This is a genomic window from Thauera sp. 27, assembly GCF_000310125.2.
Classification (GTDB): Bacteria; Pseudomonadota; Gammaproteobacteria; order Burkholderiales; family Rhodocyclaceae; genus Thauera; species Thauera mechernichensis.
This window is the reverse complement of record NZ_AMXB01000003.1, coordinates 42,596-61,948: the sequence shown is the minus strand read 5'-3', so window position 1 is coordinate 61,948 and position 19,353 is coordinate 42,596. Positions and strand designations below refer to the sequence as shown.

The window sequence follows — 19,353 nt, the reverse complement described above, 5'->3', positions numbered from 1 at the left end:
ACCCCAAGGCGTGATACGAGGCCTGTTCCGCTTTCTCTTCAACATGCTGCGCATGTTCGTGCGCCTGCTCGACCTCGTCGTGCGCGGCGCCTTCTATGCGCTGATGATCTTCGGCATCGGCGCCCTCGTCGCCTTTTTCCTGCGCCCCGAGCCGGCGGTGCGGGAGGGCTCGGCGCTGGTACTGCGTCCGGTGGGGATGATCGTCGAGCAGGCCGCGCTCGAGCCGCCGCTCGCGCTGCTGCGCGCTGGCGGCGCGCCGGCCGGCCAGATGCGGCTTGCCGACCTGGTCGAGGCGGTGAAGGCGGCCCGCGACGACAAGCGCATTGCCGCGCTGGTGATCGAGACCGACGAACTGGTTGGTGGTGGCCTGTCCAAGCTCGCCGAGCTTCGTGCCGCCATCGAGGACTTCAAGACCTCGGGCAAGCCCGTGCTGGCGCGCGGCGAACGCTTCACCCAGTCGCAGTACTACCTTGCGTCGGTGGCCGACGAACTGCACCTGTCGGCGGACGGTTTCGTACTGCTGCGCGGCCTGGCGCGCTACGGCACCTATTTCAAGGACGCGCTCGATCGCCTCGGCGTGAAGGTGCATGTGTTCCGCGTTGGCGAGTACAAGTCCTTCTCCGAGCCCTTCACCCGCAGCGACATGTCCGATGAGGATCGCGAGTCCTCGCGCGATCTGCTGCAAGGCCTGTGGCAGGTGATGCGCGACGACATCGCCGCCAGCCGCAAGCTGAGCCCTGAGGCGGTCGACGCGCATGTAAACGGTATCCGCGACGCGCTCGCTGCGAGCGCCGGTGATGCGGCGCAGGCGGCATTGGCTGCCGGGCTGGTCGATCGTTTCAGCACCCGCGACGAATGGCGCGCCCGCCTCATCGAACGGGTCGGCAAGGATCCCGACAATGATGACATCCGCCGCATCGGCGTCGGCCGCTACCTGGCACTGGTCGGCCAGGAGGCAGACAGCGCGGACGAGCGCATCGCCGTCATCGTCGCCCAGGGCACCATCGTCGATGGCATGGAGCCTTCCGGCGTAGTGGCTGGCGACACCTTCGCGCGCCTGATCCGCTCGGTGCGCGAGGACGACAGCATCAAGGCCCTGGTGATGCGCATCGACAGCCCCGGCGGCAGCGCCTGGGCGTCCGAGCTCATTCGCCACGAGCTCGAGCTCACCCGTCAGGCGGGCAAGCCGGTGATCGCCTCGATGAGTTCGGTCGCCGCCTCGGGCGGCTACTGGATTGCGGCCGGGGCCGACGAGATCTGGGCAGTGCCGGCCACCGTGACCGGTTCGATCGGTATCTTCGGCATGTTCCCCGAGTTTGCCGAGCCGCTGCGCCGCCTGGGTATCGGCGTCGATGGCGTGGCCACCGCGCCGCTGGCTGGCGCCCTCGACCCGCGCCGGCCGCTCGATCCGGTGGCAGCCGATGCGATGCAGCTCAGCATCGAGCACGGCTACCGCCGCTTCCTGGAGACGGTCGCGCGGGCGCGTGGCATGACCCCCGACGAAGTCGATGCGGTTGCGCGTGGCCGGGTGTGGACGGGTGCAGCGGCGGCCGAGCTTGGCCTCGTCGACCAGCTCGGTGGCCTGCAGGCGGCGGTCGATGCGGCAGCGCGGCGTGCAGGCATCGAGCGTTACGAGGTGGTGTGGCCCGAGGCCCGCGAATCCTTCGAGCAGCGCCTGCTGCGCCGCCTGATGCGTGCTGGCGAGGAGCTTGGCATCGAACTTGGCCTGCAGTTGGGCGGTGGCTCGCGTCCGGGGGCGCTCGCGCTCGTCATCGACGAGGTGCAGACCGCGGCGGGCGAACTGCTGCGCTGGAACGATCCTCAGCACATGTACCTGCACTGCCTGTGCGAGGCGCCCTGAGGCGCGGCCCCGTGATGTGCGCGCCTGCGATGCCGAACAGCCTTCCCAACAAGCTTCAACCAGCGAGGAGACAGCCTTGAAACTGAGCAGCCAGAGCTTCACCGACAGCGCCCCCATCCCGGGCGAGTTCGCGTTCTGCATTCCGGCCGACGAAGGTCACGTCTGCCTGGGCGGCAACCGCAATCCGCAGCTGTCGTGGGCAGAGGTGCCGGCGGGTACGCAGTCCTTCGTGCTGATCTGCCACGACCCCGATGTGCCCAGCAAGGGTGACGACGTGAATCAGGAGGGGCGCAGCGTGCCCGCCAGCCTGCCGCGTGTCGATTTCTTCCACTGGGTGGTGGTCGACCTGCCCGCCGACCTGCGCGCGATCGACGCCGGCCATTTCTCGGGCGAGGTCACGCCCGGCGGCAAGCCCGGGCCCGAGACTGCGCTCGGCGCACGCCACGGCGTCAATGACTACACTGCCTGGTTTGCCGGTGACGAGGCGATGAAGGGCGACTACCACGGCTATGACGGCCCTTGTCCGCCTTGGAACGACGAGATCATCCACCACTACGTGTTCACGCTCTACGCGCTGGACGTCCCGCGTTGTGCCGTGGATGGGCGCTTCACGGGCCAGGACGTGCGTGCGGCGATTGCCGGCCATGTGCTCGCCGAGGCGAAGCTGACAGGCACGTATACGCTCAACCCCGCCTTGCGCGGCTGAGCGGGCGACGGAAGACGGCCATCGCCAGGCGCCACAACGAACGCTCGGATCAGGGCGCCTCGCCCGCCGAGGCGAAGAACGGACCGACCTGAGGGCACCCGGGCGCCGGGAAGCGGAGGCATCGATGTTCGAATTCCTGCAGGGCTTTGCCTTTGGCCTGTTCGTCACCTTCGTGCCCTGGTTCGTGGCCGGGCTGTACGATCCGCGCCTGGCCGTGCCGGAAGAGCTTGCCACGCGCTGGCAGGTGATCCTGCGTTACGCGGTGGCGATGCCTGCGCTGGCGATGCTGTTGTTCCTGACCTCGCTGTGGGGTGGGTTCGGTGCCAGCCTGGGCGGCTGGCTCGCCGGTCTGGTCGCGGTGCCGACAGCGCTTTTCCTTGAGCGGCGCTGGTGGCGCTGGCGTGCGGCACGGGCGGGGCGCGAACGTGCCGCTATCCGGGAGCGCCAGCGCGACGAACTGGCCCAGGCGCACCGCGAGCGCGACCTGCTTACCCTCGATCCCGCCCTCGCGCCTACCAACGCCGATGCGGTGGTGCTGCAGCTGTGGGAGGTCAAGCGCGAGCTTGTCGGCCTGCGCCGCCCCGACCTCGCCGTGCAGGCCGACCGCCTGTTCACCCGCTACCAGCGCGCGCTCGCCGTGCTGGACGACAAGTTCGATACGCGCGAGCTCACCTACGAGCGCGCCCGTGGCCTGGTCGCCGAGGTAGGTCGCGAGGCCAGCGCCGGGCTGGGTGCGATGGTCGAGCTGGTGCACGGCAGCGCCGGCCTGGATGCCGATTTCGTGCGCGAGCGTCTCGAGCGCGCCCCCGCGCGCCTCAATCCCACCGAGCGCGAAGCGCTGCAGCGCCGGCTGGCGATTGCCGATGAGACCGAGCGCCGGCTGGCCGAGATTGCCGCCGGCAATGAGGCCGCGCTCACCGCGCTCGACCATGTTGCGGTCGCGGTCGCCCGCATCGACACTGGCCGCACACAGTCCGGCAGTGCGGGCAACATGGAGCAGGCGCTGCAAGAGCTGCGCCGCTTTGCCGAGCGTGCCGGTCTGTACGGCCGCCAGCCCTGAACCGAGGAGTGTTGCAATGAGCCTGTCACTGCCCCCGATCGAGGACATCGCGCGCGAAGCGGTGCCGCCCCAGCCTGCGGAGGCGCCCGAAGACGCCCAACTCGCCGCCACCGCCGACGCCTTCGTGCGCGATGTCCTCGCCGTCGACGAGGCCGAGCTGCAGCGCCAGCGCGAGGCGGTCGACACCATGGGCGTCGAGTTGCAGCGCCAGGCCGCCTGGCGCAGCGAGATGCTGCAGGCGCCGATCCGCAAGCTTGCCCATCAGGGCGACGAAGGCGGCCCGGTGGCCCAGGCCCTGATGGCCTTGCGCGACAAGATGCAGGACCTCGACCCTGCGCGCCAGACGCTGAGTGGCGACGGCCTGTCGCGTGCGCTGTCCTTCATCCCCGGCGTCGGCAAGCCGATGCAGCGCTACTTCCAGAAGTACGAGAAGGCACAGGATGCACTCGACGCCATCATCCGCGACCTGCAGGCCGGTGCCGACATGCTGCGCCGCGACAATCTTACCCTGGCCGACGACCAGCAGTCCCTGCGCGCCATCCTCGCCCAGCTCGAGCGCCAGGTCGAACTCGGCCGCATGATCGACCGCCGCCTCGCCCGCGAGGCCGCGGCCACCGGCCTGCCCGCAGCGCGCCGCGCCTTCGTCGAGGAGGAGCTCCTGTTCCCGCTGCGCCAGCGCATCATCGACCTGCAGCAGCAGGTCGCGGTGAGCCAGCAGGGCGTGCTCGCGCTCGAGGTGGTGATCCGCAATAATCGCGAGCTGATCCGTGGCGTGGACCGCGCAATCAACGTCACGGTGTCGGCGCTCAACGTCGCGGTCACGGTGGCGCTGGGCCTCGCCAACCAGCGCCTGGTGCTCGACCGCGTTGCAGCGCTCAACGACACGACCTCTGCACTCATTGCCGGCACCGCCCAGGCGCTGCGCACCCAGGGCGTGGACATCCAGAAGCGTGCCGCTTCGACCATGCTCGACATGGGTCAGCTCGAGCAGGCCTTTGCCGACGTCATTGGCGCCATCGACGACCTGTCGCGCTACCGCCAGGAGGCCCTGCCCAGGCTCGACGCCCAGATCGACCGCCTCGCCGCGCTCGCCAGCCAGGGCGAGCAGGCGATCCGCCGCATGGACGAGGGCAATCGCGCCGACCCGCAACGCTGACCTTCCCTGTCGGGACTCCCGCTTGAACGCTAAACCACAACACACAACGAGCCAGGACGCCTGGGTCGACGGCCGCCAGGGCCGCCTCTTCGTGCGCAGCTGGATGCCTACCGAGCCTTCGGCGCGGGCGCCGATCGTGCTGTTGCACGACTCGCTCGGCAGCGTCGAGCTGTGGCGCGGCTTTCCTGCCGAGCTGTGCAAGGCCACTGGCCGCCAGGTGTTCGCCTATGACCGCCTCGGTTTCGGCCGCTCCGACCCGCATCCGGGCAGGCTGGCGCAGGACTTCATCGCCAGTGAGGCCGAAGCCGATTTCGCCGCCGTCATCGACCAGCTCGATCTCGCGCGCTTCATCGTCTTCGGCCACAGCGTGGGCGGCGGCATGGCGGTGAACTGCGCCGTGCGTCATGCCGCGGCATGCGTCGCCCTGATCACCGAATCCGCCCAGGCCTTCGTCGAGGACCGCACCGTCGCGGGGATCGAGGACGCGCGCGAGCAGTTCAAGGACCCCGGCCAGGTCGAACGTCTCGCGCGCTACCACGGTGACAAGGCGCGCTGGGTGCTCGACGCCTGGATCGGCTCCTGGCTGCACCCGGACTTCGCGGCCTGGTCGTTGCGCGTCGTGCTGCCCGAGGTCAAGTGTCCGAGCCTGGTGATCCACGGCATCGACGACGAGTACGGCTCCCCAGCGCATCCGGCGCTGATTGCCGAGCTCAGCGCCGGCCCGGCGCAGCTGGCGCTGATGGCCGAGACGCGCCATGTGCCGCATCGCGAGCGCGAGGCGGAAGTCGTTGCCATGGTGAGGTCCTTCCTCAGCGCGCTGCCCTGAGCCGGAGCCGAACCGGCCCGTTTCTCCCCGATAGTGCCGATTCGCGCGCTTCGCTGCCCGCCGCGAGCGCAAGCCGAGCGCGCGTCTGCTTGCTATAAGTAAGGGGACGCAGCCCGAATTTGCCGGCGCTGTAACCACGCGGGGGAAACAGATCATGGAAAACGCACTCGCCGGCAAGCGCGTCCTCATCACCCAGGCCGATGCCTTCATGGGCCCCGTGCTGTGCGAAGTCTTCGCCGAGCAGGGCGCGGAGGTCGTCGCCAGCGCCGATGATCTTGCCGTGGTCGATGCGGCCGAGCGCGTGGTGCGCGCGGCCGGGCACATCGACGTCGTGGTCGCCAACCTGGCCATCAAGGCCCCATCGACCGCCGCGGTCGAGGTCACCGATGCCGAATGGCGCGACGTCTTCGCTGCGCTGGTCGACCCGCTGCCACGCCTGGTGCGCGCCGCTGCGCCGGCCATGGTCGAGCGCCGTGCGGGCAAGATCCTGCTTATGGGCAGCGCCTCGGCCCTGCGCGGCATGAAGCGCGCCTCCACCTACAGTGCCGCGCGCGGCGCGCAACTGGCCTATGTGCAGGCGATCGGCGTGGAACTGGCCGCGCACAACGTGCAGGTCAATGCCGTCGCGCAGAACTTCGTCGATAACCCGACCTACTTCCCGCCCGAGGTGCAGGCCAACCCGCGCTTCCAGGAGCGGCTGGCGCGCGAGGTGCCGCTGGGACGTCTGGTGTCTGCGCGCGAGGATGCGCTGTTCGCGGCCTACCTGTGCAGCCCGGCCGCGGACTGTTTCGTCGGCCAGGTGTTTCCGGTCTGTGGCGGCTGGGTGGGGCGGTAGGCGAGGCTCCAGGCCGCCGCGCGCTGAAGCCTTCCAGCTGCGCCCGCCCCTCGGGGCGCTGCAACAACTGCGGGATGCCGGGGTGCCGCCAGAGAATCGGGGTGGCAGGGCGAAGCCTTGCACATCGCGCGGGAGCTCGGAAGCAGGGCTGCGCCGGGTGGGACAAGTAAGATGCTCTATATTCGGGCGAAGAACAAAAGGTAGAACTGGGAGGCGTTCAACGCGGACTCACATTCGTCCAGGGGCTGTCACTGGCCACCCATTCCGGATAGCGGTCATTCGAGCGAGGCGGTATGCTGCTGGCCTGTATGCCAAATCGGTCGCCTCGACTCGGAAAGCTGTCGGCTGCTGCTTTGCCTGCGTTGTTACTCAGTGGTTCGCGTAATCTTCGCTTCTAAACAGTAACTTGCAGAACACGTTAGCGGGAGAAAGTAGCGGTGAACGTGATTCTTACTTCAACAGTAATTGCAGCAATCGTAGCTGGGCTCGTTGCCGCCTGGACCGCGCAGCGAAAGATTAGCATCGAGAACATCACGCAAGACCGCCGATCTTGGCGTGAGAAGGTCAGAGTAAAGTCGCTTACCGTCCACGACGCCATAATTTCCCGTGACAAAGAATCGCTGGATAAGCTTAGGGTAGAGTTCAGGGCGATTCTGAACCCAGAAGATGAAGATGATGGCGCGATCATCAGGTGTATTTCTCTTCCCGACGAGGGAAAGGAGCTTGAGCGTGCCGAGGAATTCGCGGAACGAATAGCGCTTCTGCTCAAACACGATTGGGAGCGTGTTAAGTTGGAGGCAGGTCCGCTCGTAATGAGGGTGAAGGTGGTTCGTGATTGGATCGTCAGGATTTCTTACGAGCCGGCGCGGGCGAAATATGAGCAGAAGCGCTAACAACAGCGTCAACTCGGACGCCCAACTGCGCTGCGCTCCGTTGGGCGCCGGTTACGCTGGTCGTTAGCAATAAAAAAGGAGAATCATCATGGCTATGATTAAATGTGCAGAGTGCAACAACGAAGTTAGCGATAAGGCATCGTCATGCCCAAAATGTGGCGCACCTTTGAGTCATTCAAGAATTAAAGAACAAAGGGCAGCAGTTACCCAGTCCCATCTGAACCAGGATCTTTCCGGTCCGTTCATGTTTCAAATTCTTATCGTTGCGATAGCTTCGGGGGTATACAAAGAATCATGGCTTGTATTTGGCGGAGCATTTCTTGGGTTAATGCTTGTTCTCATGATTCCGGTGGTAGGCAAAATCGTAGGCTTGGCGCTTGCCGGGGCATTCGGTTTTATCGGTTACATGCTGGGTAATGAGTGGTGGGGGCAAGAAGCTGGCTATGTATTTGGAGGATTGTTCTTTATTTTTTCTCTAGGTGCCAGCTTTGGTGGCATCGACTATATGAATGACATAATCAAAAAATAGCACTTATTCTAAATGGGTTACAAAAGTTGCCATAAGAATCTATAGGTGGATACTGTCATCTGTTCAATCAATTCTGGAGGTTCCCCTGTGCCAAATGCATATTTCCCCCACTCAGAGAAAATTGCATACGTAAAGGCCAGCGATCCACACCCTAAAAACACGCAGTACAGAATATCAATCGGATCAGAGGTCTGGGGCGGGGAGAACCATGAGGTTGTCAAGGTTCAAATGCTTTATGGCGTTGCAATCGCAGGGAGTAGAAGTCCTTCCTATCCGCTTGGTACCGACGACTTGCAGAGATTCATTAAGAAAGCGGAAGAACTCATTGCAAACAGGTAGTTGCTAACAATGGGCTCCAAGGGGCTGCAAAAAGCCCCGCTCGTTCATCGCTCAGCTTTTTGCCGTCCCTGAGCCCGAGCGTTGAACTAAACCGCTGACGCGGTGGCCGCGAACCCAGGCGTCACCGCGTTTTTTCATGACCTCTGCGCCGAAGACCTACCTTGAAGCTGGGGATGTCCCCGCGTTCAAGGAGAAGTGTCATGAGCCCCTTACGTCAGCAGATGATCGACGCGATGGTGCTGCGCGGATCGGCGCAAACCTGACGGTCGTCGCCATGGGGGTGCTGGCGGTCGTGACGGAGTATGCGCCGGCGCGTTCGACGCGCTTCGGCATGACCGGGCCGCTCGGGTTGTTCGCCAGGGGACTGCGCGGGGCGCTGTCGTGGTCGTGTCGCCCTGTGGTCACCTTCGTGTCGTTGCGACACCGGTGTGTTCCTCTAATCTGCAAGGCGTGATCTCAAGGAGTCCGGATGCAAGTGCAGAAACTCAGGCTTCAGCGTGGGTGGTCGCAGCAGCAGCTCGCGGAGCTCAGCGGTTTGAGCGTTCGCACCATTCAGCGCATCGAGAACGGGCAGACAGCCAGCGCGGAGTCCTTGAAGTCGCTGTGCGCGGTTTTCGAGATCGACTTCTCCACACTTTCAAGCGAACCGACCATGCCTGCTTCAGCCGCAGTCAATCACGATGAGCAGTTGGCCCTGTTCAGGGTCCGGAAGATCAAGGGTTTCTACATTCATCTTGCGCAGTATCTGGTTGTCATCGCCGGTCTGGGTGTCTTCAATCTGGTGAGCAATCCGCACAAACTCTGGTTCTTGTGGCCAGCGCTGGGCTGGGGGGTCGGCATCCTCGCGCACGCGGTGAGGACCTTCCACTGGCTACCCTTCTTGGGTGCGGAGTGGGAACGCAAGCAGGTGCAGAAGCAACTCGGCAGGCCGCTTTAGGGCGAGTGGAGTGCCGATGCAGGTGCGCTGAAGTGGGAGCGGCGCCAGCCGCGAGGGTCTGAGCGTGTTCATGCGCGGTGATTGCAACGCAGTCCCACCACCCGACGGAGTCAGGCTACTGCCGAGAAGATGCAGGTGCCGCAACGGCGCCAGCGAGGATGCCGCCATCGATGTTGAGTTCCGCCCCGTTCATGTAGGCGGCCTCGTCGGAGGCGAGCATCACGGCTACGGCGGCGACCTCCTCCGGCCGCCCGAAGCGTCGCAGGGGGCAATCCTGGACGAACTCGCGCATTCTGATCTCGCGCTCCGGACCCTCGCCCAGGAGCGGTTCCCACATGGGTGTCAGCACGGCGGCGGGGTGGATCGAGTTGCACCGGACCGGCAAGCCCTGCTCGGCGCAGTAGAGCGCCACGGTCTTCGTATGGTTGCGCACGGCGGCCTTTGACGAGGCATAGGCCGCGGCGCCGGGGATGCCGACCAGGCCGGAGCGCGAGGACACATTGATGATCGAGCCCGTGCTTGCCGATTGGCGCATCGCCTGAATGGCGTGCTTGCAGCCGAGAAACACACCGTCCAGATTCGTGCGATGCACGGCATGCCAATCCGCGAGCGAGGCATGTTCGGGGTCGTGCACCAGGCAACCGTCCTCGAATCCGGTGATCCCTGCGTTGTTGACCAGGACGTTCAGGCCCGCCGCTTCGCCAAGGATCTGCGCCATGGCCGCCTGCCAATGGGGTTCTTCGCGCACGTCGAGGTGTAGGTAGCGCGCATTGGCACCCAGGGCGGCGGCAAGCGCCTGGCCCATGTCTTCGTTGATGTCGCTCAGATAGACGAAGGCGCCATTTTCAACAAAGGTCGTGGCAATCGCTGCCCCGATGCCGCGCGCGGCGCCGGTCACCAAGGCGGTCTTGCCATCGAGTCGCTTCATAGCGCCGTTCCTCTCTTGTGCGAAAAAGCCGGGCATGCCCGGCTTTCGAGTCTTGTTCGCGTGCCGTGGTGCGCTTACTGCACCCGTACCTCGACCCTGCGCGCCTCCGCGGCGTCGCTGCCGCCGAGGGTGACGGCGGGGCGGCGCATCAGCACGCGCTCGGTGGGCACGCCGGCGGCGACGAGGGCGTCGCGCACCGACAGGGCGCGGTTCTTCGCCACTTCGGCGTTGACCGCTGCGCCGCCGGTCTCATCGTGGTAGCCGGACAACAGCGCGCTGGCCGTTGGTGTGGCTGCCAGTGCCGAGGCGACGGTGGCGATCTGCTCGTCGGCGGTCGCCGGCAGCGCGGCCTGGCCGAGCTCGAAGTAGATCTTCACCAGCGGTTCGCCGACTTCGGCGACGTCCACGAAGGCGACCTCACTCGCACCGTGCGCTGCAAGCGCCGGCGCCGCCTGCTTTCCGCCCAGCTGGTTGGCGGCCAGGCCGATGACGAAGGCGATGACCAGCGCGATGATGCCGAACACCACGCCCATCACGACGTTGAGCTCGCTGTCTTCCTGATCGAACATGTGCTGGATTCTCCTGTAGATGCGCGACCCGACGGCTCGGGCAGCGTGGACCGGATTCTATCGGAATGCGCTTGCAGCCGTATCCGGCGCTGCATCAGGGCAAGACTGGTGAGCCTCGACCACTCGCTCAGCGAGGCGGCCGCGCTTCAGTCTCAAGGTCGTGAGGGCTTGCACCCTCAATCCCGCAAGAACACCTGCAGCAACTCGTTCAGGAACCGCCGCCCCTGGAGCGTCGGCCGCAATTGCCCCTCTGCCATCTCCAGCAGCCCGCGCTCGCGCGCCTGCGCCAGCTCGTCGGTGATCGTCTCGATCGGCACCCCGGTGCGTGCGGCGAACAGCTTGGCCGGCACACCCTCGGTGAGGCGCAGCGCGTTCATCATGAACTCGAAGGGCAGCTCGGCTACCGACACCTCGCGCGCCTCCTGGATGAAGTCGTTGCGTGCCGCGCCTTCGAGGTAGCGCCCCGGGTGCTTGTGGCGCATCTCGCGGCGGATGCCTTCGTGGCTGGAGAGCTTGCCGTGGGCGCCGGGGCCGATGCCGAGGTAGTCGCCGAAGGTCCAGTAGTTGAGGTTGTGACGGCTCTGCTCGTGCGGGCGGGCGAAGGCGGAGGTCTCGTAGTGGGCGAAGCCGGCCGCGGCGAGGCGGGATTCGATCGCCTCCTGCATGTCGGCGGCGGTGTCGTCGTCGGGCAGCGCCGGCGGGTTGTGGGCGAAGGGGGTGTTGGGTTCGAGGGTGAGGTGGTAGCAGGACAGGTGCTGCACGCCGAAGCCGATTGCGGTGTCCAGGTCGGCAAGCGCCATGTCCAGGGTCTGGCCTGGCAGGGCGTACATGAGGTCGAGATTGACGCGCTCGAAGTGCGTGCGCGCAGCGTCGATCGCGCGTCGCGCCTCATCGCCGCCGTGGATGCGGCCGATCTTCGCCAGCATGGCGTCGTCGAAGCTCTGGATGCCGAGCGAGATTCGATTGACGCCGGCAGCGCGGTAGTCGCGGAAGCGCCCGGCTTCCACCGTGCCCGGGTTGGCTTCGAGCGTGACCTCGGCGAGCGGGTCGAGCGGCAGCAGCATGCGGATGCCGGTGAGCAGGCCGTCGAGCGTGGCCGCGGACATCAGGCTGGGCGTGCCGCCACCGATGAAGACGCTATGTACCCGCCGCCCCCAGACCTGGGGCAGTGCGTGCTGGAGGTCGGCGAGTACCGCATCGAGCCAGGCCTGCTCCGGGATGCCGCCCTCGCGCGGGGCGTGCGAGTTGAAGTCGCAGTAGGGGCACTTCCTCACGCACCAGGGAAAATGCACATACAGCGACAGCGGCGGAGGTGCCTCGAGCTGCGGACGCTCGGGTAGCGGCAGGGGCTTCGCCGGGGGGGTGACCGGGCTCAGCGGGATGATGCGGCGGCTGCTCACAGCGGGTAGTACTTGAGGCGGTCGAGCAGGTGGCGCATGGCGGCGCCGCGGTGGCTGAGGGTGTTCTTGAGCGCAGGTTCGAGCTCGGCGGCGGTCTGTTCGAGCTCGGGCAGCCAGAACAGCGGGTCGTAGCCGAAACCGCCCGCGCCGCGCTCGGCGGTGAGGATCTGGCCGTGCCATTCGCCGTCGGCGATCAGCGGGCGCGGGTCCTCTGCGTGACGCACCAGGACCACGGTGGAGTAGAAGTAGGCTGCGCGCTGGGCGGGCTCGGTGAGGTGCGCGAGCTTTTCCAGCAGCAGGGCGTTGTTGCGTGCATCCGACTTGGGCTCGCCGGCAAAGCGTGCGGAGATCACGCCCGGTGCGCCGCCTAGCGCTTCCACGCACAGGCCGGAGTCGTCGGCGACCGCCGGCAGGCCGGTGGCCGCTGCCGCGTGACGGGCCTTGGCGAGTGCATTCTCGACGAAGGTGGGGTGGGGCTCCTCGGCTTCACTGACGCCGAACACCGACTGCGGCACCACCTCGATCCCCAGCGGGGCGAGCAGGGCCTGCATTTCGGCGGCCTTCTTGACGTTGTTGCTGGCGAGGACGAGTCGCTTGCTCATGCTTCAGGCTCCATGAATGGCATTGCGTTGCAGTTCGAACAGGCGGCGGCCGCCGAGTTCGGCGAGGTCGAGCAGGGCGTTGAGTTCGGCGCGCGAGAAGGCGGCGCCTTCGGCCGTGCCCTGCACCTCGATCAGGCCACCGCCTTCGGTCATCACCACGTTCATGTCGGTGTCGCAGTCGGAGTCCTCGGCGTAATCGAGGTCGAGCACCGGGACGCCCTGGTGGATGCCCACCGAGACGGCGGCGACGAGCTCGCGCATCGGGTTGCGGGCGAGCTTGCCAGCGGCAACCAGGCCGACGAGCGCGTCATGCACGGCGACGCAGGCGCCGGTGATGGCGGCGGTGCGGGTGCCGCCGTCGGCCTGCAGCACGTCGCAGTCGATCACGACCTGGCGTTCGCCCAGGGCGGTGAGGTCGACCACGGCGCGCAGGCTGCGCCCGATCAGGCGCTGGATTTCCTGGGTGCGGCCACTTTGCTTGCCCTTGGCGGCTTCGCGCGCGCTGCGGGTGTGGGTGGCACGCGGCAACATGCCGTACTCGGCGGTGAGCCAGCCCTGGCCCTTGCCGCGCAGGAAGCCGGGAACGCTGTCGTCCACGCTGGCCGTGCACAGCACGCGGGTGTCGCCGAACTCGACCAGCACCGAACCTTCGGCATGGCGGGTGAAGCCGCGGGTGAGGCGCACGGGGCGCAGTTCGGCAGGTTGGCGGTTGCTGGGTCGCATGGAGGTTCCTATCGCTTGTCGAGTTTCTTGATGGTGTCGTTGATCTCGCGGATCGCGCGTTCGATCTCGTCGTCGTTGTCCAGCTCGCCGGAGGCGTCCGCACCCATGCTCGAGGTGTCGAGACGGGTGGTGTTGTCGTCGAGCGCCATCGTCCGTGTGGAGATCGCGTCGGCCATCGTTGCCTGACTGGCGTTGTCGGCATGCCAGCACATGGCGACGATGGACAGGTTGTCGGCACTGCTGCCGGCAGTGAGTTCTGCCTGCTTGAGGAGCTGGGGCACGCAGCGGCTGAGTGGGCCGCCGGTGAGTCCGCTGACGAGCGCATCGTCGCCCGCCGGGCCCCACACGCCGTCGCTGCACAGGGCGATGATGTCGCCGTCGCGCAGCGGTGTCCGGGCGGAATGCTCGATCTGCGGCGCGTGGCTGCCTCCCAGGCAGGAGTAGAGTCGATTGCGAGCGGGGTGGCTGTCGGCCTCGGCGGGCGTGAGGATACCCTGGTCGACCAGCAGTTGCGTGCGCGAATGGTCGCGCGTGCGCGTCACCACATGGCCGCGACGCAGCAGGTACAGGCGCGAGTCGCCGGCATGGGCCCAGTGCGCAGCGCCGTCCTGGATGACGCAGGCGACGATGGTCGTGCGCGGCGCCTCGGGCAGCGCGCGGTCGAGCGCATCGTCGAGGATGGCGTGATGGGCACCGGCGAGTGCGCGCGACAGGAACAGGCCAGGGTCGGGCAGGGCAGGGCGCGCCTCGCGCTGGAACGCCTGGACCACGTGGCGGGCGGCGATGTGCGCGGCCAGTTCGCCATGAAGGTGGCCGCCCATGCCGTCGGCGACGAGCATGAGCAGGGCATCGCGCGAATAGCAGTGCGCAATGCGGTCCTGGTTGTCGTTGCGCTTGCCGGTGCGGCTTTCCTGGTAGATCGTGAAACGCATGGGCAGTCTCTTCAGTTGCGTCCGATGAAGGACTTCAGCCTGCCGCCGAGGTCGGAGAACCAGCGTGCGGACGGTTGTGCCCCGGTGTCGCGCTGGATCAGCGCCTTCTGCAGGCTGTACACGCTCTGCGGCCGGGCCAGCGGGTCGAGCTTGAGGCACCAGTCCACGAGTTCGAGCAATTGTGGCGCGTAGTGTTCGGCATGGGTCTTCGCGACCGGCTGCAGGGTGTCCTTGGTGCTGCGTTCATCGGCACGCGGCGGCGCCTTGCCGGTGACGCTGGCATACAGGCTGGCGCCGACGCTGTAGATGTCTGTCCATGGGCCGAGCTGATCGCGCTTGTCATACTGTTCCGGTGCGGCATAGCCTGGCGTGTACATCGGCTTGAGCACCGGTTGGCCCACCATCAAGGTCTGGCGTGCCGCGCCGAAATCGAGCAGCACGGGCGTGCCGTCGGCACGCAGGTAGATGTTGGCCGGCTTGATGTCGAGGTGGAGCAGCTTGTGGGCGTGCACTTCGCGCAGGCCGTTGAGCATGCGGGCGAACACCGCGCGGATGAACAGCTCCTTGAGCTCGCCGCGGTGGCGCTGGATGTAGTCGTGCAACGTGCGGCCGCGCTCGAATTGCATCACCATGTACACCGTGCCGTTGGCGCGGAAGAAGTTGAGCACGCGCACCACGTTGGGGTGCATCAGCTTGGCGAGTGCGCGGCCTTCCTCGAAGAAGCACTTCATGCCGTAGCGGAAGGCGGCGCGGTGCTCGTCCGGGACCTGCGGTTCGATCTCGCCCTCCTTGCGCAGCGCGAGCGAATTGGGCAGGTACTCCTTGATCGCCACCGGGATGCCGGCCTCGTCATGAGCGAGGTAGACGATGGAGAAGCCGCCCAGCGACAATTGCCGCTCGATACGGTACTGGTCGAGCTGAAAGCCCTGTGGCAGCGCGAAGTTGGCTTGAGAGGGCATCTTCGTGGGCGCTAGAATCAGCTCTTTGCAGCTTCATTCCTGAGTGGGACCCGCAGTGTAATCGATCGCGCCGGGTTCCCGGAGACTCCACATGATCCACAGCATGACGGGTTTCGCGGTACAGACGCGAGACCTGGGCAGCGTTTGTCTGCACCTCGAACTGCGCAGCGTCAATTCGCGCTATCTCGACCTCGGCTTTCGTATCGTCGATGACCTGCGTGCGGCCGAACCCGCCATTCGCGAACGCCTGAGCGCCCGCCTGGGCCGTGGCAAGGTCGAATGCCGGCTCAACCTGCAGGCCGGCCATGGCGGTGCGCGCAGCCTGGCGCTCAACACCGCACTGCTCGATCAGCTCGCCGACGCCCAGGCCGGGCTGCGTGCGCGCTTTGCCGATGCCGCGCCGCTGTCGGTCAATGAGCTGCTGCGCTGGCCCGGCATGCTGGCTGACGACGGCCTCGGCTTCGACGAGATGCTGCCGGCGATCGTCGAGCTCACCAACGCCGCGCTCGACGAACTCGTCGCCACCCGCCGTCGTGAAGGCGACAAGCTTGCCGACATGATCCGCGAGCGCGTCGTGCGCATGCGCGAACTGGTCACCATCGCCACCCCGCGCATGCCGGCCGTTGTTGCCGAATACCAGGAGCGCCTCACGACCAAGCTGCGCGACGCAGTGGCCAGTCTTGACGAGGACCGCATCCGCCAGGAGGTGGCACTCTACGCGCAGCGCATCGACGTGGCCGAGGAGCTCACCCGGCTCGTCACCCACCTCGACGAGGTCGAGCGCATCCTCAAGGCCGGCGGGGCTGCGGGCAAGCGCCTGGATTTCCTGATGCAGGAGCTCAACCGCGAGGCCAACACCCTGGCCTCCAAGTCGCCCGCCACCGACATCACCGCCATCGCCATGGAGATGAAGGTGCTGATCGAGCAGATGCGCGAGCAAGTGCAGAACATCGAATAAGGAGCGCCTCGCATGCCCGGAACCCTCTTCATCGTCACCGCGCCATCGGGCGCGGGCAAGACCACCCTGGTGCGCGGCCTGCTGCAACGCGATGCACGCGTGCAGCTGTCGATCTCCTACACCACGCGCGACCCGCGCCCGGGCGAGCAGGATGGGCGCGAGTACCATTTCGTCGATGTGGCGACCTTCCGTGCCCTGCGCGATCGCGGCGAGTTTCTCGAGTGGGCCGAGGTGCATGGCAACTATTACGCTACTTCCAAGGTCTGGTTGAAGGAGCAGATCGAGGCTGGGCGCGACACCTTGCTCGAGATCGACTGGCAGGGGGCGCAGCAGGTGCGCAAGCACTTTCCGGATGCGGTCGGGGTCTTCATCCTGCCGCCGTCGATGGAGGCGCTCGAGGCGCGTCTCGTCGGTCGCGGCACCGACAGTCCCGACGTGATCAGCCGGCGCTTGCTGGGTGCGCGCGGGGAAATGCGCCATGTCGCCGAATTCGACTACGTTATAATCAACGACGAAATCGGTGCCGCGCTGGATGATCTCGTCGCCGTCGTGCGTGCAGCGCGCCTGCGCTGCGGCAATCAGCACCTGCGGCATCCCGAATATTTCGCCTTTCTCGAACAGGATTGAACATGGCCCGCATCACCGTCGAAGATTGCCTGAAACGCATCCCCAATCGCTTCCAGCTCACCCTGGCTGCGACCTATCGTGCCCGCCAGCTCACCATCGGCAGCACGCCCCAGATCGAACTCGAGCCGGGTGACAACGACAAGCCCACCGTGATCGCCCTGCGCGAAGTGGCGGCGGGCAAGGTCGGGCTCGAGATGCTCAACCGCGGCCAGGCCTGAGCCCGGGGCCAGGGGGTGAAGCATGCAAGCCAATCATGTAGGCGCGCCCCCTCAGCCCGCGCAATCCCCCGGCCCGATCTTTCGTCCGCCGGTGTCGAGCGTGCTGTCGCTCGACTTCCAGCAACTCAAGGCCAAGATCGAGACCTACCTCAAGCCCGAGGACGTCGGCCGGGTCGAGGCGGCTTACCATTTCTCGGCCGATGCCCATGCCGGGCAGTTCCGCGTCAGTGGCGAGCCCTATGTCAGCCACCCGGTTGCCGTCTGCTCGCTCGTCGCCGACTGGCATCTTGACGCCCAGGCGCTGATCGCCGCGCTCCTCCATGATGTGATGGAGGACACCCACATCACGAAGGCGGAGCTGACCGAGCGCTTCGGCAAGGTGTCCGCCGAGCTGGTCGATGGCCTGTCCAAGCTCGACAAGATCGAGTTCCGCTCGCAGGAAGAGGCGCAGGCCGAGAATTTCCGCAAGATGCTGCTGGCGATGGCGAGCGACCTGCGCGTCATCCTCATCAAGCTCGCCGACCGCCTGCACAACATGCGCACGCTGGACCACATGCGTCCGGCCAAGCGCCGCCGCATCGCCAACGAAACGCTCGAGATCTACGCGCCGATCGCCAACCGGCTCGGCCTCAACGACCTCTATCGCGAGCTGCAGGAACTGTCCTTCCGCAACAAGCATCCGCTGCGCTACGAGGTGCTTGCCAAGGCGATCCGCTCGGCGCGTGGCAACCGCCGCGAGGTTGTGGGCAAGATCCTCGCCAGTATCGAGGAACGCTTGCCGCAGTGGGGCATCGGCGCAGAGGTGCAGGGGCGCGAGAAGCATCTCTACGGCATCTACCGCAAGATGGTGGAAAAGCACCTGTCCTTCTCGCAGGTGCTCGACATCTATGGCTTTCGCGTCATCGTGCGCGACGTACCGAGTTGTTACCTCGCGCTGGGCGCACTGCACTCGATGTACAAGCCGGTGCCGGGCAAGTTCAAGGACTATCTGGCGATTCCCAAGGCCAACGGCTACCAGAGCCTGCACACGACGCTGATCGGCCCTTTCGGCATGCCGGTCGAGGTGCAGATCCGCACTCGCGAGATGCACCACATCGCCGAGACCGGCGTGGCCTCCCACTGGCTGTACAAGGAGGACGAGCGCACGCTGTCCGAACTCCAGCAGAAGACGCACTCATGGCTGCAGTCCCTGCTCGAGCTCCAGTCCACCTCGGGCGAGGCCACCGAGTTCCTCGAGCACGTCAAGATCGACCTTTTCCCGGGTGAGGTCTACGTGTTCTCGCCCAAGGGCAAGATCTTCTCCATGCCCAAGGGCTCGACGCCGGTCGATTTCGCCTATGCGGTGCATACGGACGTCGGCAACCGCTGCGTGGCCTGCCGCATCAATGGCGACCTGATGCCCCTGCGCAGCGAGCTCAAGAACGGCGACCAGGTCGAGATCATCACCGCCGCGCATGCCAACCCCAACCCCGCCTGGTTGTCCTACGCCCGCACCGGCAAGGCGCGCTCGCAGATCCGCCACTTCCTCAAGAACGCCCAGCTCGACGAGTCGGTCGCGCTCGGCGAGCGCCTGCTCAACCAGGCTTTGCGACCGCACGGGCTCACCCTGGGGCAGATCTCCACGTTTGCCTGGGACCGCTTCCTGCGTGACCGCGGTGTGCGCAGCAAGAAGGACATCTTCTCCGATCTCGGTCTGGGCAAGCGCTTGCCGATCATCGTGGCGCGGCGTCTGGCAGAGGCCCAGGACCTCGAATCCGGTCGCCCGGACGTGGTCAAGCCCAAGCCGGCAGGCGCCATCACCATCCGCGGCTCCGAGGGCGTTGCGGTCCAGTTGGCGCGGTGCTGCCACCCGATTCCGGGTGATCCGATCATCGGTACCTTGCGCAAGGGCCAGGGACTCGAGGTGCATACGCACGACTGCGCAGTGATGGGCAAGCTGCGTGGCGACCGCGGGCGCTGGGTCGATGTGGAGTGGGAGCACGTTGTCGATGATCGCCTGTTCGATGTCGGCATCCGCGTGCTCACGCGCAATGCTCGCGGCGTGCTCGCCCGTGTCGCCAACGCGATCGCCGAGGAAGACTGCAATATCCAGAGCGTCAGCATGGAAAGCGGGCAGGGCGACTACACCGCGCTCAATTTCACCGTCCAGGTGCGCGACCGCATGCACCTGGCGCGCGTCATGCGCGGGGTACGCAGGGTGCAGGAAGTGGTGCGCATTGGCCGGGCCAAGGGCGACGGGCGGGCGAGCTGAACGGCCGCCGCGCTGCTAGAATACCGGCCTTGTGTCTTTGCTTG

At 66.2% G+C, this 19,353-nt stretch carries 22 protein-coding genes; 15 read left to right on the top strand and 7 right to left on the bottom strand.

Going from position 1 to position 19,353, the window contains the following annotated elements; genetic code table 11:
• Positions 1-10: 10 nt before the first annotated feature.
• From sppA to B447_RS02165, 11 genes are all read left to right on the top strand, one after another.
• Positions 11-1,861 carry a signal peptide peptidase SppA gene (gene sppA, locus B447_RS02210; protein WP_002926110.1) on the top strand — a complete coding sequence of 617 codons (1,851 nt, stop codon included), beginning with the start codon at positions 11-13 and terminating at the stop codon, positions 1,859-1,861.
• Positions 1,862-1,937: 76 nt separating this feature from the next.
• Positions 1,938-2,567 carry a YbhB/YbcL family Raf kinase inhibitor-like protein gene (locus B447_RS02205; RefSeq protein WP_002926109.1) on the top strand — a complete coding sequence of 210 codons (630 nt, stop codon included), beginning with the start codon at positions 1,938-1,940 and terminating at the stop codon, positions 2,565-2,567.
• Between the two features lie 124 nt (positions 2,568-2,691).
• Positions 2,692-3,627, top strand: coding sequence for a hypothetical protein (locus B447_RS02200; RefSeq protein ID WP_002926108.1), 936 nt, complete (start codon positions 2,692-2,694; stop codon positions 3,625-3,627).
• A gap of 16 nt (positions 3,628-3,643) precedes the next feature.
• On the top strand, positions 3,644-4,783 hold the full coding sequence (locus B447_RS02195) for a toxic anion resistance protein (RefSeq protein ID WP_002926107.1): 1,140 nt from the start codon (positions 3,644-3,646) through the stop codon (positions 4,781-4,783).
• A gap of 103 nt (positions 4,784-4,886) precedes the next feature.
• Entirely contained in the window at positions 4,887-5,609 is a 723-nt protein-coding gene (locus tag B447_RS02190) for an alpha/beta fold hydrolase (protein ID WP_002926106.1), read from the top strand.
• Positions 5,610-5,763: 154 nt separating this feature from the next.
• Positions 5,764-6,444, top strand: a complete 681-nt coding sequence (locus B447_RS02185; protein ID WP_002926105.1) for an SDR family oxidoreductase — start codon at positions 5,764-5,766, stop codon at positions 6,442-6,444.
• Between the two features lie 437 nt (positions 6,445-6,881).
• Positions 6,882-7,337, top strand: coding sequence for a hypothetical protein (locus B447_RS02180; protein ID WP_002926103.1), 456 nt, complete (start codon positions 6,882-6,884; stop codon positions 7,335-7,337).
• 88 nt (positions 7,338-7,425) lie between these two features.
• Positions 7,426-7,866: a zinc ribbon domain-containing protein gene (locus tag B447_RS22480; RefSeq protein ID WP_157354466.1), complete on the top strand. Its 441-nt coding sequence runs from the start codon at positions 7,426-7,428 to the stop codon at positions 7,864-7,866.
• A 45-nt stretch (positions 7,867-7,911) separates the two neighbouring features.
• On the top strand, positions 7,912-8,205 hold the full coding sequence (locus B447_RS22000) for a hypothetical protein (protein ID WP_198291738.1): 294 nt from the start codon (positions 7,912-7,914) through the stop codon (positions 8,203-8,205).
• A gap of 136 nt (positions 8,206-8,341) precedes the next feature.
• Complete coding sequence (locus tag B447_RS02170; protein ID WP_037982216.1) at positions 8,342-8,659, top strand: hypothetical protein; 318 nt, start codon at positions 8,342-8,344, stop codon at positions 8,657-8,659.
• A gap of 15 nt (positions 8,660-8,674) precedes the next feature.
• On the top strand, positions 8,675-9,142 hold the full coding sequence (locus B447_RS02165) for a helix-turn-helix domain-containing protein (protein ID WP_002926101.1): 468 nt from the start codon (positions 8,675-8,677) through the stop codon (positions 9,140-9,142).
• A gap of 115 nt (positions 9,143-9,257) precedes the next feature.
• Here B447_RS02165 and B447_RS02160 read toward each other — a convergent pair whose 3' ends face one another.
• The 7 genes from B447_RS02160 to B447_RS02130 all read right to left on the bottom strand — a co-directional run bounded on the left by B447_RS02160 (position 9,258) and on the right by B447_RS02130 (position 15,255).
• Positions 9,258-10,106 (bottom strand): SDR family oxidoreductase, encoded by an 849-nt coding sequence (locus tag B447_RS02160; RefSeq protein ID WP_232431451.1) that lies wholly within the window; start codon positions 10,104-10,106, stop codon positions 9,258-9,260.
• A 38-nt stretch (positions 10,107-10,144) separates the two neighbouring features.
• Positions 10,145-10,639, bottom strand: a complete 495-nt coding sequence (locus tag B447_RS02155) for an OmpA family protein (RefSeq protein WP_002926099.1) — start codon at positions 10,637-10,639, stop codon at positions 10,145-10,147.
• Positions 10,640-10,815: 176 nt separating this feature from the next.
• A complete protein-coding gene (gene hemW / locus B447_RS02150) occupies positions 10,816-12,039 on the bottom strand; it encodes a radical SAM family heme chaperone HemW (protein ID WP_002926098.1) in 1,224 nt (407 codons plus the stop codon).
• Positions 12,036-12,641: an RdgB/HAM1 family non-canonical purine NTP pyrophosphatase gene (gene rdgB, locus B447_RS02145; protein WP_002926097.1), complete on the bottom strand. Its 606-nt coding sequence runs from the start codon at positions 12,639-12,641 to the stop codon at positions 12,036-12,038. Before rdgB ends, hemW begins: the two co-directional genes overlap by 4 nt.
• Before the next feature lie 3 nt (positions 12,642-12,644).
• Positions 12,645-13,364 carry a ribonuclease PH gene (gene rph, locus B447_RS02140; protein WP_002926095.1) on the bottom strand — a complete coding sequence of 240 codons (720 nt, stop codon included), beginning with the start codon at positions 13,362-13,364 and terminating at the stop codon, positions 12,645-12,647.
• 8 nt (positions 13,365-13,372) lie between these two features.
• Complete coding sequence (locus B447_RS02135) at positions 13,373-14,296, bottom strand: PP2C family protein-serine/threonine phosphatase (RefSeq protein ID WP_002926091.1); 924 nt, start codon at positions 14,294-14,296, stop codon at positions 13,373-13,375.
• An 11-nt stretch (positions 14,297-14,307) separates the two neighbouring features.
• On the bottom strand, positions 14,308-15,255 hold the full coding sequence (locus B447_RS02130; RefSeq protein ID WP_002926089.1) for a serine/threonine-protein kinase: 948 nt from the start codon (positions 15,253-15,255) through the stop codon (positions 14,308-14,310).
• 91 nt (positions 15,256-15,346) lie between these two features.
• On the opposite strand from B447_RS02130, the gene B447_RS02125 reads away from it, so the two are divergent.
• Genes B447_RS02125 through B447_RS02110 form a run of 4 tightly spaced genes read left to right on the top strand, consistent with a single transcriptional unit; the run spans position 15,347 to position 19,309 of the window.
• On the top strand, positions 15,347-16,213 hold the full coding sequence (locus B447_RS02125) for a YicC/YloC family endoribonuclease (RefSeq protein WP_002926087.1): 867 nt from the start codon (positions 15,347-15,349) through the stop codon (positions 16,211-16,213).
• A 12-nt stretch (positions 16,214-16,225) separates the two neighbouring features.
• Complete coding sequence (gene gmk / locus B447_RS02120) at positions 16,226-16,840, top strand: guanylate kinase (protein WP_002926084.1); 615 nt, start codon at positions 16,226-16,228, stop codon at positions 16,838-16,840.
• Positions 16,841-16,842: 2 nt separating this feature from the next.
• The gene (gene rpoZ, locus B447_RS02115) at positions 16,843-17,058 is read left to right on the top strand and encodes a DNA-directed RNA polymerase subunit omega (protein ID WP_002926082.1); all 216 of its coding nucleotides are present in this window, start codon (positions 16,843-16,845) and stop codon (positions 17,056-17,058) included.
• Positions 17,059-17,080: 22 nt separating this feature from the next.
• On the top strand, positions 17,081-19,309 hold the full coding sequence (locus B447_RS02110) for a RelA/SpoT family protein (protein ID WP_002926080.1): 2,229 nt from the start codon (positions 17,081-17,083) through the stop codon (positions 19,307-19,309).
• Positions 19,310-19,353: the final 44 nt, after the last annotated feature.

Coding starts and splice junctions, on each gene's coding strand:
- B447_RS02155 (WP_002926099.1), bottom strand. CDS start 10,639: ATGTTCGATCAGGAAGACAGCGAGCTCAACGTCGTGATGGGCGTGGTG.
- rdgB (WP_002926097.1), bottom strand. CDS start 12,641: ATGAGCAAGCGACTCGTCCTCGCCAGCAACAACGTCAAGAAGGCCGCC.
- B447_RS02185 (WP_002926105.1), top strand. CDS start 5,764: ATGGAAAACGCACTCGCCGGCAAGCGCGTCCTCATCACCCAGGCCGAT.
- B447_RS02125 (WP_002926087.1), top strand. CDS start 15,347: ATGATCCACAGCATGACGGGTTTCGCGGTACAGACGCGAGACCTGGGC.
- gmk (WP_002926084.1), top strand. CDS start 16,226: ATGCCCGGAACCCTCTTCATCGTCACCGCGCCATCGGGCGCGGGCAAG.
- B447_RS02165 (WP_002926101.1), top strand. CDS start 8,675: ATGCAAGTGCAGAAACTCAGGCTTCAGCGTGGGTGGTCGCAGCAGCAG.
- rpoZ (WP_002926082.1), top strand. CDS start 16,843: ATGGCCCGCATCACCGTCGAAGATTGCCTGAAACGCATCCCCAATCGC.
- B447_RS02160 (WP_232431451.1), bottom strand. CDS start 10,106: ATGCCCGGCTTTTTCGCACAAGAGAGGAACGGCGCTATGAAGCGACTC.
- B447_RS22480 (WP_157354466.1), top strand. CDS start 7,426: ATGGCTATGATTAAATGTGCAGAGTGCAACAACGAAGTTAGCGATAAG.
- rph (WP_002926095.1), bottom strand. CDS start 13,364: ATGCGACCCAGCAACCGCCAACCTGCCGAACTGCGCCCCGTGCGCCTC.
- B447_RS02110 (WP_002926080.1), top strand. CDS start 17,081: ATGCAAGCCAATCATGTAGGCGCGCCCCCTCAGCCCGCGCAATCCCCC.
- B447_RS02130 (WP_002926089.1), bottom strand. CDS start 15,255: ATGCCCTCTCAAGCCAACTTCGCGCTGCCACAGGGCTTTCAGCTCGAC.
- B447_RS02190 (WP_002926106.1), top strand. CDS start 4,887: ATGCCTACCGAGCCTTCGGCGCGGGCGCCGATCGTGCTGTTGCACGAC.
- B447_RS02135 (WP_002926091.1), bottom strand. CDS start 14,296: ATGCGTTTCACGATCTACCAGGAAAGCCGCACCGGCAAGCGCAACGAC.
- B447_RS02170 (WP_037982216.1), top strand. CDS start 8,342: ATGACCTCTGCGCCGAAGACCTACCTTGAAGCTGGGGATGTCCCCGCG.
- B447_RS02195 (WP_002926107.1), top strand. CDS start 3,644: ATGAGCCTGTCACTGCCCCCGATCGAGGACATCGCGCGCGAAGCGGTG.
- B447_RS02200 (WP_002926108.1), top strand. CDS start 2,692: ATGTTCGAATTCCTGCAGGGCTTTGCCTTTGGCCTGTTCGTCACCTTC.